Annotated in this window: 10 protein-coding genes and 1 pseudogene; 8 read left to right on the top strand and 3 right to left on the bottom strand. The window is 74.5% G+C overall.

Translation table 11 applies throughout. The features are described from left to right. The 4 genes and pseudogenes from E1166_RS31155 to E1166_RS23780 all read left to right on the top strand — a co-directional run. Window positions 1–855: pseudogene (locus tag E1166_RS31155) on the top strand (hypothetical protein); the annotation flags it as partial. Window positions 856–903: 48 nt separating this feature from the next. Further along, window positions 904–2,730: a bifunctional adenosylcobinamide kinase/adenosylcobinamide-phosphate guanylyltransferase gene (locus E1166_RS23770; protein WP_132342169.1), complete on the top strand. Its 1,827-nt coding sequence runs from the start codon at window positions 904–906 to the stop codon at window positions 2,728–2,730. After that, complete coding sequence (cobS, locus tag E1166_RS23775; RefSeq protein WP_132342171.1) at window positions 2,720–3,493, top strand: adenosylcobinamide-GDP ribazoletransferase; 774 nt, start codon at window positions 2,720–2,722, stop codon at window positions 3,491–3,493. Before E1166_RS23770 ends, cobS begins: the two co-directional genes overlap by 11 nt. A gap of 62 nt (window positions 3,494–3,555) precedes the next feature. Next, a complete protein-coding gene (locus E1166_RS23780) occupies window positions 3,556–4,851 on the top strand; it encodes a DUF2314 domain-containing protein (RefSeq protein ID WP_132268207.1) in 1,296 nt (431 codons plus the stop codon). Here E1166_RS23780 and gcvT read toward each other — a convergent pair. After that, window positions 4,848–5,981: a glycine cleavage system aminomethyltransferase GcvT gene (gene gcvT, locus E1166_RS23785; protein ID WP_132342173.1), complete on the bottom strand. Its 1,134-nt coding sequence runs from the start codon at window positions 5,979–5,981 to the stop codon at window positions 4,848–4,850. The genes E1166_RS23780 and gcvT overlap by 4 nt on opposite strands. 164 nt (window positions 5,982–6,145) lie before the next feature. Here gcvT and E1166_RS23790 point away from each other — a divergent pair, with 164 nt between their 5' ends. Next, window positions 6,146–7,717 (top strand): leucyl aminopeptidase, encoded by a 1,572-nt coding sequence (locus E1166_RS23790; RefSeq protein ID WP_132342175.1) that lies wholly within the window; start codon window positions 6,146–6,148, stop codon window positions 7,715–7,717. Window positions 7,718–7,824: 107 nt separating this feature from the next. On the opposite strand, the gene E1166_RS23795 is transcribed toward E1166_RS23790, so the two are convergent. Beyond that, window positions 7,825–8,154 carry a hypothetical protein gene (locus E1166_RS23795; protein ID WP_132268200.1) on the bottom strand — a complete coding sequence of 110 codons (330 nt, stop codon included), beginning with the start codon at window positions 8,152–8,154 and terminating at the stop codon, window positions 7,825–7,827. Between the two features lie 178 nt (window positions 8,155–8,332). Here E1166_RS23795 and lpdA point away from each other — a divergent pair, with 178 nt between their 5' ends. Beyond that, entirely contained in the window at window positions 8,333–9,724 is a 1,392-nt protein-coding gene (gene lpdA, locus E1166_RS23800) for a dihydrolipoyl dehydrogenase (protein WP_132342177.1), read from the top strand. 73 nt (window positions 9,725–9,797) lie between these two features. Continuing rightward, window positions 9,798–11,618 (top strand): 2-oxoglutarate dehydrogenase, E2 component, dihydrolipoamide succinyltransferase, encoded by a 1,821-nt coding sequence (sucB, locus tag E1166_RS23805; protein ID WP_132342179.1) that lies wholly within the window; start codon window positions 9,798–9,800, stop codon window positions 11,616–11,618. Between the two features lie 154 nt (window positions 11,619–11,772). On the opposite strand, the gene E1166_RS23810 is transcribed toward sucB, so the two are convergent. Then, window positions 11,773–14,604, bottom strand: a complete 2,832-nt coding sequence (locus E1166_RS23810; protein ID WP_132342181.1) for a BTAD domain-containing putative transcriptional regulator — start codon at window positions 14,602–14,604, stop codon at window positions 11,773–11,775. A 118-nt stretch (window positions 14,605–14,722) separates the two neighbouring features. On the opposite strand from E1166_RS23810, the gene E1166_RS23815 reads away from it, so the two are divergent. Continuing rightward, window positions 14,723–15,139, top strand: a complete 417-nt coding sequence (locus E1166_RS23815) for a hypothetical protein (RefSeq protein WP_132342183.1) — start codon at window positions 14,723–14,725, stop codon at window positions 15,137–15,139. Window positions 15,140–15,295: the final 156 nt, after the last annotated feature.

Raw genomic sequence — 15,295 nt, forward strand, 5'->3', positions numbered from 1 at the left:
GCGCACCCCACCGCAGCACCGACGCCCACCGGCGCGACCGTCGCCGCCGGTCCGGGGCAGGCACCGGCGACCGGCTCCGGAGCGTCGGCGGATTCGCAGCCGGTGACCCCGCCGCTCGGGTACGCCGTACCCGCCACCGCCTCCACCCGGCAGGACCGGGCCGGCGGGGCGGGGCGCCGTCGGCTGGCCCTGGTCGGGGCGGCCGGCGCGGTCGTCGTCGTCCTCGCCGGCGCCGGCACGGTGCTGGCGCTCGACACCGACCAACCGACGACGGGAAGTCCGACGCTCACCGCAGAGTCGACGCCCGCCACGGTCACCCCGTCCGCTCCGGCCGTCGGCGCCTCCGCCACCGGGCGGCCGAAGCCCCATCCGAGCACCACCCCGTCCCGGTCGGCGTCGCCGGAGCCGGCCGCCGCCGCGACCGGTACCCGCAGCCCGGCCGGGACGCCGCCGCAGAGCCCTCCGGCCATCACTGCCTCCCCTCGACCAAGTCCGACCGGCAGCGCGCCGGCGGTGCCGAACCCGTACACCCCGACGCAGGTCTGCGGCGCCGGCTACCAGGTCATCGACTCGGCCGCGCTGACCGCCGGTGGGGTCCGGCAGGGCCGCGTGTACCTGCTCTGGAACGGCGGCGCCAAAGCCAACTGCGTGGTCACCATGAAGGAGAACGGGGTGGGCAAAGCGACCAGGGTGTCGGCGTTCCTGGAGGTGCAGGGGAAGAAACGCAAGACCGACCGCGGCTCGTTCGAGTACTACGCCGGCCCGGTCCGAGCCGGTGCCGGCGGTACCTGCGTGAAATGGGGCGGGACGGCCGGCGGCGCGAGATACGGCAGCGGTTTCGAGCACTGCGGTTGAGCCCGGGCCGCCCGGCGCCGACGCGCCGGGCGGCCTTAAGGTACGGGCATGTCCCTTGACGGGTGGAACACGGTCCTGGTGCTCGGCGGCATCCGCTCGGGCAAGTCGGAGTTCGCCGAGTCCCTGGTGGCTGACGCCCCCGCCGTGCGGTACGTGGCGACGTCCACCGCCGGTGGGCCGGAGGACGCGGAGTGGGCCGCCCGGCTGGCCGCCCACCGGGCCCGCCGCCCAGGGAGTTGGACCACCGAGGAGACCGCCGACCAGCCGCGCCGGCTGGCCGACGTCCTCGCCTCCGCCGGGCCGGGCGAGACGCTGCTCGTGGACGACCTGGGCGGTTGGGTGACGGTGCTGCTCGACCCGGCGCACCAGCCCGCCGACGACGAGGCCACGGTCGCCGAGTTGGCCGCCGCGGTGCGGGACACGGCGGCACGGGTGGTGCTGGTCAGCCCCGAGGTGGGGCTGTCGCTGGTGCCGACCACCCCGCTGGGCCGGGCGTTCACCGACGCCCTCGGCGCGGCGAACCGGGCCGTCGCCGATGCCTGCGACGCCGTGGCGCTGGTGGTGGCCGGCCAGCCGGTCTGGCTGAAGCCGGTCGCCGCGCCACGGACGGCCGAGGTGCCCACGCGGCGGTCAGCGGCGGCCAACGGCGCGAGCGGCCCGGTGGCTACTGCCGAGACACCACTGCCGGCCGTGCTCACCCCGGGCACGTCCGCCCCCGCGACCGCAGGCACCGGGGCCGGCGGCGACTGGGCTGCGCCGACCATGGCGCTGCCGATGGTCGCCACCGGCCTGGTCATCCAGGCCGGCATGGAGCTGCCCATGCCGGACGAGGACGCCGGAGGGCAGGCCGTCGACCGGCTCGGCACGCTGGACGTCCCGGGGGCCGGATTCGGGACGTTGGAGCGGGTGGTGACGTTCGCCGCCGCCACCCAGGGCACCGCCAACCCCACCCCCTGGACGACGGTGCGGGCGCTGCTGCTGCACGGCGACCACACCGGTGGGGCCGCCGCCGGGTCGGTGCCGGGTGACTCGTCGCGCCGGGCGGAGCAGGCCCGGGCCGGCGCCGGGCCACTGGCCCGGCTGGCCGCCGAGGTCGGTGCGACTCTCCAGGTGGTGGACACCCCGTCGTCCGCACCGATGGAACAGGAGCCGGCGCTCGGCGGTGCCGCCGTCGAGTCGGCCCTGCGCTACGGCTGGCGGCTGGCCGAGGAGGCCGCCGACGCGAGCGTACAGCTGCTGGTACTCGGCGCGTGCGGGGCCGGCACCGAGACGGCGGCGGCCGCCGTGCTCGCCGCCACCGCCGGAGCCGAGGCACCGGCGGTGCTCGGCCGGGTGTACACCGCCGACGGCCAGATCGACGACGCGGCGTGGATGGTGCGCTGCGCGGCCGCCCGGGACGCGCTGCACCGCACCCGCAACTCCCCCCGGGACGCCAGGGACGTGCTCGCCGAGCTGGGTGGGGGGGACGTCGCGGTGGCCACCGGCGTGCTGCTCGGGGCGACCGCCCGCCGGGTGCCGGTGCTGCTGGACGGTCCGGTCGGCCTGGCCGCCGGCATGATCAGCCGGGATCTGGCCGGGCAGGTCCGGCACTGGTGCCTGCTGGCCGACCACGGCGGCCAACCGGCCGTCCGGCTCGCCGCGGACGTGCTCGGCCTGACGCCGCTGCTCGACCTGCGCCTGGACCTCGGCGAGGGCGCGAACGCGCTGGCCGCACTGCCGCTGCTGCGTTCGGTGCTGTCGCTGGCCGCCGCGCTGCCCGTCCGTCCCCGGCTGGGCGGTCCGGACTCCGAGGACGAACCGGACTTCACCGAGCCGGAGCCGGCCGGGCCGGGTCCGACCACCACCCACCCCGAGTCCGGCGGGCGTGCCGGCTGAACCGGGCCGGGTCGACGGCCTACGGCTGGCGCTGACCACCTTCACCACGCTGCCGGTCCGCGCCGGACGCATCGACCGGACGGTCGCCGGCCGGGCGATGGCGCTCGCCCCGCTGGTCGGGGCGGGGCTGGGTGCGGTGCTGGCCGGGACGCTGCTGCTGCTGGCCGCACTCACCCCACCGCTGGTCGCCGCCGGCGTGACCGTGGGCTGCGCGGCCCTGGCCACCCGGGGCCTGCACCTGGACGGGCTCGCCGACACCGTGGACGCGCTGGGGTCGTACCGGCGGGGGCCGGCGGCGTTGGAGATCATGAAGAAGCCGGACGTGGGGCCGTTCGGGGTGGTCGCGCTGGTGGTCGTACTCCTGCTCCAGACGGCGGCGCTCGCGGAGCTGGCCGGACGGTCCCGGCCGGCGGCGCTCGCGGCGGTGGTGGCCGCGACGGCGGCGGGCCGGCTCGCGGTTGGCCTGGCCTGCCGGCGCGGGGTGCCGGCGGCCCGGCCGGACGGTCTGGGGGCGCTGGTCGCCGGGACGGTCGGGCCGGTCCCGCTGGTGTTCGGCACGGCCGCCGTCGCACTCACCGCCGTGCCGGCCGTGCCGGGCAAGCCGTGGCAGGGACCGCTGGTCGTGCTGGCCGCGCTGGCCGTCGCCGCCGGACTGCTGCGACACGCGGTACGCCGGTTCGGCGGCGTCACCGGCGACGTACTCGGGGCGGGCGTGGAGATTGTCACCACGCTGGTCTACCTGGGGCTCGTGCTGTCCGCCTGAACGCGTCCCTGGTTGCCGGGTAGCGTTTGCCCCGACGGCACCAGCGCGCACCTGGGGGACGCATGCTCATCACGGACGACTTCCTGCCGGTACCGGTGCCGGAGTCGCTGAGCGCGACCTATCTGGTGCCGGTGGCGGGGTTGCCCCGGGTGAGCCCGAAGACCGCGGTCCGGGCCCTGGCGGGGCGGCTGGCCGAGCCGGTGCACGGGCTCGCCCGGCAGATGCTGGACAGTCCACTGATGAGCGTCGACACCCGGCCGATCGACGAGTTTCCGCAGCTGCCGCCGGATCTGCTCACCGCGTTCGGGGCGACCGAGGCGCAGCTCGGCCGGCTCGCCGCGGCCAGCCATCTGGTGGTGGTGCAGGCCGAGTACCGGCCCGGCTGGCCGCCGGCCCACGAGTGGGCGGCCCGCGCGGTCGCCGCCGCGGTCGCCGAGTCGGTCGACGGTGACGTGGTGGACGTCTTCGGGCTGCAGTTCCTCGATCCGGCGACCGCGCTGCGCTCACTGCCCGACGCGCAGGGCCGGATACGCCTGGTCGACTGGGTGCTGGTGCCGTACTCCTCCGACGCGGAGGGGCTCTGGTTCACCACCAAGGGGCTGCGCCGGTTCGGGCTGCTGGAGTTGCAGACCCAGGGCGTGCCCGACCATCTCACCCGGGCCTGGGGTGCGGTGATGACCGGGGCGGCGCGACGGCTGCTGCGGGACTGGACCGACGGGTTGTCCGGCGAGGAGGTTCCGGCGTTCGTGCAGCTGCCGGTGCTGGCCACGGTGACCGGGCACGACATCGCGGTGGCGTACGGCAACCCGGAGCAGCACGGCGCGACTGCCCCGGTGCTGCTGCGGCTGGAACTGGACCCGGCGACCGACCCGGAGGCCGACTCGTTTCTCAGTCTGCGTCCGCCGCCGGGGCATCCGGGGCCGGACGGGAAGTACTTCGCGGCGGCCTGCGCGACGCTCTTCTCCGGCATCCAGCCGGACGTCCGCTATGCCCGCTCCGGGGACGCGATGAGCCGGGCGGTCGCCACCGCCCGCGCCGGCCTGGCCGACATCCGGGTCCGGTTCCTCGCCGGTCAGCTTCCGCCGGAGTCTCAGCTGGTGGTCAAGTACGGCCTGCCCGGCGACGACGGCCCCGAGTACGTCTGGGCGGGGGTGACCTCGTGGGACGCTCCCGAGCGGATCGTCGGCGCCAGCGCCAGCGACGCGAACACCGACCCCACGGTGCGGATCGGCTCCCCGGTGGTGGTGGAGGCGGCCGACGTCGTCGACTGGGCTCTGCTGGACGGCACCGGGGTCATCGAGGGCGGCTGGACCCAGGCCGTGCTGGACGCCGGCGAACGCCCTCACCCCACCCACTAACCCCTGACGGAGGGGGTGACGAACGGGGGGCGGGCGAGGCGCGTCTGGGCGCGGCGACCGCGGATGTCGACGTCGACCAGGTCGCCGTCGGCGAGGCCCGGGGCGGTGTCGACCAGCGCCAGGGCGATGCCCTGCTTGAGCGTCGGGCTGAAGGTGCCGCTGGTGACCGTGCCGACCGGCCGGTCACCGACGTACACCGGCATGCCGGGGCGCGGGATCGCCCGGTCGACGGCCACCAGGCCGCGCAGCGTACGCCGGGGGCCGGCGGCCTTCTCCGCCAGCAGCGCGTCGCGGCCCCAGAAGGTCGGCTTGTCCCAGCCCACCGCCCACCCACAGCGGGCCTGCACCGGGGTGATCTCCGGCGACAGGTCCTGCCCGTGCAGCGGGTAGCCCATCTCGGTGCGCAGGGTGTCCCGGGCGCCGAGCCCGCACGCCCGCAGGTCGAACGACTCCCCGCCGGCGAACAGCGCGTCCCAGACGGCGACCGCCGCCTCGGCGGGGACCACCAGCTCGTACCCCCGCTCGCCGGTGTAGCCGGTGCGGCAGACCACCAGCTCGGCGCCGGCCAGGGTGGCCGGGAAGAAACTCATGTACTCGTGCTCCACCGGCAGGCCCCGCGCGGCGAGCAACTCCGTCGAGCGGGGTCCCTGCACCGCCAGCACCGCGTACGCCTCGTGCTCGTCGGTGACGGTGACCCCGGCCGGCGCGGCGGCGCGCAACCGGCGCACCACCTCGGCGGTGTTCGCCGCGTTCGGGACGAGGAAGACGTGGTCGTCGGCGTGCAGGTAGGCGATGATGTCGTCCACCACGCCGCCGGTCGCGTCGTCGCAGCAGAACGTGTACTGGGCCCGCCCCGGCCCGATCCGGCGCAGGTCGTTGCTGAGGCATGAGTTGACGAAGTCGGCCGCGCCCGGGCCGGTGATCCGCGCCTTGCCCAGGTGCGACACGTCGAACATCCCCGCCGCGGTCCGCACCGCGGCGTGCTCCTTGAGCACGCCGCCACCGGCGTACTCCAGGGGCATCTCCCACCCGCCGAACGGGGCGAACTTGGCACCGAGAGCGGTGTGCCGCTCGTGCAGCGGGGAACGGCGCAGCCGGGTCGCGGCGGCCTCGGGGGTCAGGTCCGTCATGGGTGGGAACTTACCGGGAACTGCCCGGATGGTTAGCATCGGCGGGACCCGTCCGGACGGCGTTCGGCGGGACAGCCATGCCTCCGGCGGGTAGGTTGCCGCCGGAGACCTTCATCGCCGGTACGCGACGACGCGACCGGCCCGGCCCGCCCGGAGTAGCCTCAGTGACATCGCCCAGCACCACCCTGAGCCTGGTCGACACCGACCCCGCCGAGCTCACCGTCGACGCGATCGTGATCGGCCTGCACAGCCAGACCGGCGAGCAGGCCGCCAGCGGCGGCCCGGCCGGCGCACTGCTACTGGCCAGCGGGGCGGAGAGCATCGCCGCCGCCTTCGACGGCAAGCTGACCGAGACACTGGCGCTGCTCGGCGCCACCGGCGCTCCGGGCGAGGTGATCAAGCTGGCCACGCTGGGCACCGTCACCGCCCCGGTCGTCGCCGCCGTCGGGCTGGGCCCGGAGCCGACCGGCGCCGCGCCCGCGCCGGAGACGCTACGCCGGGCCGCCGGCGCGGTGGTCCGGGCGCTCGCCGGGGCGCCCCGGGTGGCACTGAGCCTGCCGCTACCCGACGACGCCGACGCCCCGTCCGCGTTGCGCGCGGTCGCCGAGGGCGCGCTGCTCGGCGGGTACCGGTTCGCCGGCTACAAGACCCGGCCGCAGCCGACCCGCCGCGACCCGGTCGCCGAGGTGCTGATCGCCGTCCCGGACGCCGCCGACGCGACGGCGCGGGCCGAGATCGAGCGGGCCACGGCGGTGGCGGGCGCGGTCCGCGCCAGCCGCGACTGGGTGAACACCGCTCCGAACGAGCTTCGCCCACCGGCCTTCGCCGACGCGGTCGCCGAGGCCGCCCGCGCGGCCGGGCTCGGCGTGGAGGTGCTGGACGAGGCGGCGCTGCACGCCGGCGGGTACGGCGGCATCATCGCCGTCGGCCAGGGCTCGGAGGCGCCGCCACGGCTGGTCACCCTCACCTACACCCCGTCTGACGCCGGCAACGGCAAGCGGGTGGCGCTGGTCGGCAAGGGGATCACCTTCGACACCGGCGGCATCTCGATCAAGCCGGCGCAGGGCATGTGGGAGATGAAGTCGGACATGGCGGGCGCGGCCGCGGTGGCCGCCGCGATGCTGGCCATCGCCGCTCTGCGGCCGTCGGTGGCGGTGACCGCGTACCTGCCGATGGCGGAGAACATGCCGTCGGGCACCAGCTACCGGCCCGGCGACGTGATCACGATGTACGACGGTAAGAAGGTCGAGGTGCTCAACACCGACGCCGAGGGCCGGCTGATCCTCGCCGACGCGATGGCCCGGGCCTGCGAGGACGGCGCCGACTACCTGTTCGAGACCTCCACCCTGACCGGCGGCCAGATCATCGCGCTGGGCAAGCGGGTCTCCGGGGTGATGGGCACGCCGGAGCTGTGCGAGCGGGTCCGGGCCGTCGGGGACGCGGTCGGTGAGCCGGCCTGGCCGATGCCGCTGCCCGACGACGTCCGTAAGGGCATGGACTCTGACGTCGCCGACATCTCCCAGGTCAACGCGGGCATGGACCGGGCCGGTCACATGCTCCAGGGCGGGGTGTTCCTGCGCGAGTTCGTCGCCGGGGAGGTGGCCTGGGCGCACATCGACATCGCCGGCCCCAGCTACCACCCGGGTGAGGCGACCGGCTACTGGACCAAGGGCGGCACCGGCGTCCCGGTCCGTACCCTGGTGCAGCTCGTCGAGGACGTGGCCACCCACGGCTGAGGCCCCGCGTTCATGATCCACACCGTTTGCGGCATGTCGTGGTGTCCCGCCGCCGGGACACCACGACATGCCGCATCTGGCGAACGGTGTCCGGTCAGCAGGGCGGGTCAGTAGAGTTCCGGGCGACGCTTGCGGCGTTCGTTGTAGTCCCGCATTCGTTGCGGGTACCCCATCAGGCGGACGTCGTAGATCGGGATGGCGAGCCGGTGGGCGAAGCGTCGGGCGCCTTCCGGACCCTCGATCCGGCGGCGGGTCCACTCCCCGTCGTCGGCGATCAGGATGACGGTGGTCTCGGTGACCGTGGTCCGTGGCTCGATGTACGCCTCGACCCCGCGCCGGGTCCGCACGAAGTTTTCGAGATGGTCGAGGTCGGCGCGGTCGGCGGGACGGTCGCCACGGTCACCGACCGGCTTCCTGCGTCGTCGGAACAGCCCCACGCGACTCCTTCTCCTCCCCCGAGCGTCATCGAAGACGGTGCCAAGCGTACGTGCCGGGGACGTGTCGTTGGGCACCTCACTACGCGCGCGCGGTGCGGTGGTGACAAGATGACCGAGGTGGGGTGTGCCTGTTACTCCGCCGTAACCCCCGAGCAGTGACGCGAACTGGGAGTTGGATGTGAGCGAGCCGAACGACGCAACCTTCGACATCGTCATCCTCGGAGGTGGCAGCGGCGGCTACGCCACGGCGCTGCGTGCCGCCCAGCTGAACCTCTCCGTCGCGCTGATCGAGAAGGGCAAGCTCGGCGGCACCTGCCTGCACAACGGCTGCATCCCCACCAAGGCCCTGCTGCACGCCGCGGAGATCGCCGACCAGACCCGGGAGTCGGAGCAGTTCGGCGTCAAGGCCGAACTGGTCGGCATCGACATGGCCGCGGTCAACTCGTACAAGGACGGCGTGATCTCCCGGCTGCACAAGGGCCTGCAGGGCATGCTCAAGGGCAACAAGGCGATCACCGTCGTCGAGGGGCACGGCAAGCTGGTCGCGCCGAACGCCGTCGAGGTCGACGGGAGGCGCTACACCGGCCGCAACGTCGTGCTGGCCTCCGGCTCGTACGCGAAGACCCTGCCCGGCCTGGAGGTCGACGGCGAGCGGATCATCACCAGCGACCACGCCCTGACCCTGGACCGCGTCCCGTCCTCGGTGATCGTGCTGGGCGGCGGCGTGATCGGCGTCGAGTTCGCCAGCGTGTGGAAGTCCTTCGGGGCGGAGGTCACCATCGTTGAGGCGCTGCCCCGGCTGGTCGCCGCCGAGGACGAGGAGTCGTCGAAGGCGCTGGAGCGGGCCTTCCGCAAGCGTAAGATCAACTTCAAGGTCGGCAAGCCGTTCGAGAAGGTCGAGAAGACCGGCAACGGCGTCCGGCTGACCATCGCCGGCGGCGACACCGTCGAGGCCGAGCTGCTGCTGGTCGCGGTCGGCCGTGGCCCGAACACCGCCAACCTCGGCTACGAGGAGCAGGGCGTCAAGATGGACCGCGGTTACGTGCTGACCGACGAGCGGCTGCGCACCAGCGTGCCGAACGTCTACGCCGTCGGCGACATCGTGCCCGGTCTCCAGCTCGCCCACCGCGGCTTCCAGCAGGGCATCTTCGTCGCCGAGGAGATCGCCGGGCAGAACCCGGCCGTGATCGACGAGGTCGGCATCCCGCGCGTCACCTACTCCGACCCCGAGCTGGCGTCGGTCGGCCTGACCGAGGCGAAGGCCAAGGAGCAGTACGGGGCCGACAAGGTGAAGACCTACAACTACAACCTGGGTGGCAACGGCAAGAGCCAGATCCTCAAGACGGCCGGTTTCGTGAAGCTGGTCCGGGTGGACGACGGCCCGGTCGTCGGCGTGCACATGGTGGGCGCCCGGGTCGGCGAGATGATCGGCGAGGCCCAGCTCATCTACAACTGGGAGGCCTACCCGGCCGAGGTGGCGCAGCTCGTGCACGCCCACCCGACGCAGAACGAGGCCCTGGGCGAGGCGCACCTGGCCCTGGCCGGCAAGCCGCTGCACGCGCACGCCTGATCGAGAATTGCTTCCGCGGCGTCCGGCGGCAGACGGGCGTGATCGCACCAGGGGAACGAAGGAGTCTGTGAACATGCCGGTATCGGTCACCATGCCTCGGCTCGGCGAGAGCGTCACCGAGGGCACCGTCACCCGCTGGCTCAAGCAGGAGGGCGACACCGTCGAGGTCGACGAGCCGCTGCTCGAGGTGTCGACCGACAAGGTCGACACCGAGATCCCGTCGCCCGCGGCGGGCGTGCTGAGCCGGATCGTGGTCGGCGAGGACGAGACCGCCGAGGTGGGCAGCGAGCTGGCCGTCATCGCGGGCGAGGGCGAGCAGGCCGGTGGCGGCGAAGCCGCTCCGGCGCAGGAGGCCGCCGCCCCGGCGCAGGAGGCCGCCCCGGCCGCCGAACCGACGGCCGCCGCCGGGGGTACCGCCCCGGAGCCGCAGCAGCCGGCCCAGGCCGAGCCGCAGGGTCAGGCGGCCCCGGCGGGCGAGGGCACCCCGGTGAAGATGCCGGCTCTGGGCGAGAGCGTCACCGAGGGTACGGTCACCCGCTGGCTCAAGCAGGTCGGCGACACCGTCGAGGTGGACGAGCCGCTGCTGGAGGTCTCCACCGACAAGGTCGACACGGAGATCCCGTCTCCGGTGGCCGGCACCCTGCTGGAAATCAAGGTCGCCGAGGACGAGACCGTCGAGGTCGGTGCCGACCTGGCGATCGTCGGTGCGGCCGGCGCCGCCCCGAAGCCGGAACCCGAGGCCAAGCCGGAACCCAAGCCCGAGCCGAAGCCGGAGCCCAAGGTCGAGGCGAAGCCCGAGCCGAAGGTCGAGGAGCCGACCCCGGGCCTGTCGTACAACGAGCCGGCCGCGGAGGCCGAAATCGCGCAGCAGCCGGCCAAGGTCGAGCAGGCGGCGCAGCCGGCCGCCCCGCAGCGGCCGACCGCCCCCGCCCAGGGTGGTGGCGAGGAGGCCGCCGGCTATGTCACGCCGCTGGTGCGCAAGCTCGCCAGCGAGCACGGCGTCGACCTCGGCTCGCTGACCGGCACCGGCGTGGGTGGCCGGATCCGCAAGCAGGACGTGCTGGACGCGGCGGAGAAGGCCAAGGCCGCGAAGGCCGCTCCGGCCCCGGCGCAACAGCCGGCCCCGGCGGCCCCGGCCGCCAAGCCGGCGGAGAAGCCGCAGCCGAGCGCGAAGCGCGGCACCACCGAGAAGCTGCCGCGGATCCGGGCGGCCATCGCCAAGCGGATGCAGCAGTCGCTGCACGAGATGGCGCAGCTGACCACGGTGGTCGAGGTGGACGTCACCCGGATCGCCAAGCTGCGGGCCCGGGCGAAGGACTCCTTCCAGCAGCGGCACGGGGTCAAGCTGTCGTTCCTGCCGTTCTTCGCCCTCGCCGCGATCGAGGCGTTGCAGGCGCACCCGATCGTCAACGCCAGCATGGACCTCGACGCCGGGACGATCACCTACCCGGACGCGGAGCACCTGGGCATCGCGGTGGACACCGAGCGCGGGCTGCTGGTGCCGGTCATCCACAACGCCGGTGACCTCAACCTCGGTGGCATCGCCAAGCGGGTGGCCGACCTGGCCGAGCGCACCCGGACCAACAAGATCAGCCCGGACGAGATCGCCGGGGCGACCTTCACGCTGACCAACACCGGCAGCCGGGGCGCCCTCTTCGACACCCCGATCGTGCCGTCGCCGCAGTCGGCGATGCTCGGCACGGGTGCCGTGGTCAAGCGTCCGGTCGTGGTCAACGACCCGGAGCTGGGCGAGGTGGTCGCGATCCGGTCGATGGTCTACCTGGCCATGTCCTACGACCACCGGCTGATCGACGGCGCCGACGCGGCCCGCTTCCTGGTCACGGTCAAGGAGCGGCTGGAGGCCGGTCAGTTCGAGGCCGAGCTGGGTCTGTGACCCGGTAGGGCAACTCCCCGGAAGGGGCGCGCGGCATCGCCGCGCGCCCCTTCCGCGTTCCACGCCTCTCCTGGCGGGCGCGGCTCGGCGCGAGGCGGCGCGTGCGGCGACCTGTCCCTGCTCACCGCGATCTGTGTGGGCGGGAACGGCCGGCTCAGGCGGAGGCGGCCGGCTCGCGCAGCAGCGCGCGGATTTCGTCGGCCTCGGGGTCGCCGAGCTCGTCGAAGACCGCCAGCGCCTCCCGCCAGCAGGACCGGGCCGCGTCGGTGTCGCCCCGCTCGGCCAGGGACCGGCCCAGCGCCAGCAGGGTTCGCGCCCGGCCGTGCGCGTTGCCGGTCGACACGTGTAGTTGCGCCGCCTCCCGGAAGCGCCGGATCGCCCGCTCGTGGTCCCCCAGTTCGGCGTGGGCCTCGCCCAGGTTGGCGATGCAGATGGCCTCCGCGTACCGGTCGCCGGTGTCGCGCACGGCGGTGAGTGCCTCCTCGTGGCGGGCGATGGCCTTCTCCGGCTCGCCCAGCAGCGCGTGGCACTGTGCCATGTTCTGCAGCGCCACCCCCTCGCCCCACCGGTTGCCCTGGAGCCGGTGCTCGTCGCGGGCCAGGGCGAACGTGGCGAGCGCGTGATCGGGCCGGCCCGACTCGGCGTGGGCGACGGCGAGGCTGTTGAGGGTGGTCGGCCGCCAGTCGCGGTACCCGATCGCCTCCTGCACCCGCAGCGACTCCTGGTACAACTCGATCGCCTCCGGGTAGCGCCGGCTCTCACAGAGCGCGGTGGCCATGCTCATGAGCAGCGCCCCCTCGGCCCGCTGGTCGCCGAGAGACCGCGTGGCGGCCAGCCCGATCTCGCCAGCCGCCAGCCAGTCCTCGCGCCGCTTGGCGATGTACCAGTACGCCGACGCGGCGAGCGCGACCTGCCACGCGTGCCCGGGCAGCCCGTTGGCCACCGCGGCCCGCACCACCGGTACGAGACTGGACCGCTCGGCCTCGCACCAGCTCAGGGCGTCGGCGTAGCTGTCGAAGGGCAGCGGCTCGACCAGGGGCGGCGGCGCCGGGGCGAAGCGGGGCCGGTGCGGCTGGAGCATCCGCTCGGCAGCGGCGACCGTGTGCAGGTACCAGTCGAGGACCCGGCGCAGCGCGAGGCGGCGCTCCTCGGCGTGCTCCGGCGCGCCGGCCAGCTCCGTGGCGTATGCGCCGACCAGGTCGTGGAACTGGTAGCGGTCCGGCCCGGTGCGGTGCAGGAGGCTGGCCCGGATCAGCTCGCCGGCCAACTCCCGGGCGCGCGGCAGGTCGATGCCGGCGAGCGCCGCCACGGCGGGAGTCCCCACGCCCTGGCCGGGGTGCAGGGCCAGCCGCCGGAACAGCCCGGCCGCCGGCGGCGACAGGGACCGGTACGACCAGGAGAAGACGGTGCGCAGGTTGGTGTCGGGGCCGTCGGAGGCGGTGAAGGCATCGAGGCGGCGGCCCTGGCGCAGCTCGTCCACCAGCTCGCCGAGGGGACGGTCGGGCAGTTCGAGGGCCCGGGCGGCGACGATGCGGATGGCCAGCGGCATGTGGCCGCAGTAGTCGGCGAGCGCCTCCCGCTCGGCGGGGCGGGACTCGTTCAGGCAGCCGGCGACCAGGTCCGCCGACTCGGCCGGGCGCAACGGGGCCAGGCCCAGCGGCACCGCCTGCTCGCGTACGACCAGGCCGAGGAGCCGGCGTCGGCTGGTCACCACGACCAGGCCGGCGACGTTGCCCGGCAGCAGCGGCCGGACCTGCGCGGCGTCGTAGGCGTTGTCGAGCACGATCAGCATCCGGCGGCCGTCGGTGAGGCTGCGCAGCCGGGCGGCCTGGGAGTCGGCGGACGGCGGTATGGCCGACGGCGGCACGCCGAGTGAGAGCAGCAGCCGGGGCAGCGCCTCGGCCGGTGTCATCGGGGTGTCGCTGGGGCTGAACCCGCGCAGGTCGAGGTAGAGCTGGCCGTCTGCGAACGCGTCGCGCCGCCGGTGGCCCCAGTGCAGGGCGAGGGCGGTCTTGCCGATGCCACCCATTCCGTCGATCACGACGATCCGGGGCCGGCCGGAGCGCTGCCCGGCGTCGAGCTGCGCGTCGAGGGCCGCCAGCTCGGCCTGGCGGCCGACGAACCCGTCGGGCGAATGGGGCAGCTCGGCGGGGCGTACGGGCGGCTGGCCGGCGGCCGGCCGGGGGGCGAGCGCCGGAGCCTCGACCACGGGCGGGATCGTCCGCGCCGTGCCGGCGGGCAGGGCGTCCAGCGCGGGGTCGCCGCGCAGGATCGCGGCCTGTAGGTCCCGCAACTCACCGGCGGGATCGAGGCCGAACTCGGCGACCAGCCGGGCGCGCAGGTCGGCGTACGCGCCCAGCGCCTCGTCCGTGCGGCCCTGGCGGTGCAGCACCAGCATGAGCTGGCCCACGAGGCGCTGCCGCAGGGGGTGCTCGGTCACCAGCTCGGTCAGCTCGTCCAGCGCCTCCCGGGAGCGGCCCAGCCGGACGAGGACCTCCATCCGGTCCTCGACGGCCGCCCACCTCGCCTCCCGCAGGCCGCCGAAGAGCCGGTCCCGCGTCTGCGGCGGGGCCACGTCGTCCAGCGGATCGCCGCGCCACAGCGCGAGGGCCCGGTCGAACAACTCGACGGAGCGCTCGCCGTCGGCCGCGCGCGCTCGGGCCACCAGGTCGGTGAAGCGGTGCACGTCGACCGAGAGCGGGTCCACCCGCAGCAGGTAGCCCGTTCCCCGGTGCAGGATCTCGGCGAGCCCGTCGGTGCCGCGCAGGGCGGTGCGTAACCGGGAGACCAGCGCCTGGACGGTGCCCCGCGCGGAGGCCGGCGGGGTGCACCCCCAGACCAGGTCGATGAGCCGGTCCATCGGCACCGCGCGGTTGGGCTCCAGCAGCAGCACCGCCAGCACCAGGCGCTGCTGCCGGCGGGTGCCGAGGTCGAGCGGTACGCCCGCCGAGTACGCCTCGACCGAGCCGAGGATCCTGAACTCCACGGACCCACCTCCCCCGATCCTTCAGTATGGACGATCGCCGGCAAGCGGACGGCAGGGGTGTGGCAAGCGCCGACGGTGATCCTTTGGAGACGGTTCCGCCCGCTACGAAGGAATGATCATGAGCACTCGACGCATCTCCGCCCGGGCCCTTGGCGTGCTGGGCATGTCCGCGATCGGCACGGCGCTGTCGCTGGTGGTGGCGGTGACGCCGGCGCAGGCCAGCACGAACATCGGCTGGCTCTACACCCAGAACGCCGCCGGCAAGGCCTTCTTCGACGCCGACGTGGCCGGCTGGGAAGGCGCGGAGGAGATCAAGGCCTGCGACGTCAAGACCGACGGCGCTGCGGTGATCGCCATACTGAGCGACGAGAACGACAGGATCATCGAGACGGTCCGGGACACCGGCAACGACGGGAGCTGCACGAGCACGGCATCCAACATGATCGCCGACGAGAAGCCGGTGAAGCTGAAGGTCTGCATCGACGACGGCACTTCCGTCCTCAAGAGCTGCGCCTCCGCCTGGGGACGCTCCTGACCCGGTCGCCCGGCACGGGGGCTGGCGGCCGGACACCGGCCAGGTCAGCCGTGCGCCGTTAGGCCGGGGCCGGTCGCGCCGGGGCGGATTCAGCGGTCGGCGCAGTCGCCGGTCGGCTGAATCCGGCCCCGGCGCGAGCCGCCCGCCCCCCTGCGC

It is taken from the genome of Micromonospora sp. KC213, from assembly GCF_004348325.1.
Lineage (GTDB): Bacteria > Actinomycetota > Actinomycetes > Mycobacteriales > Micromonosporaceae > Micromonospora.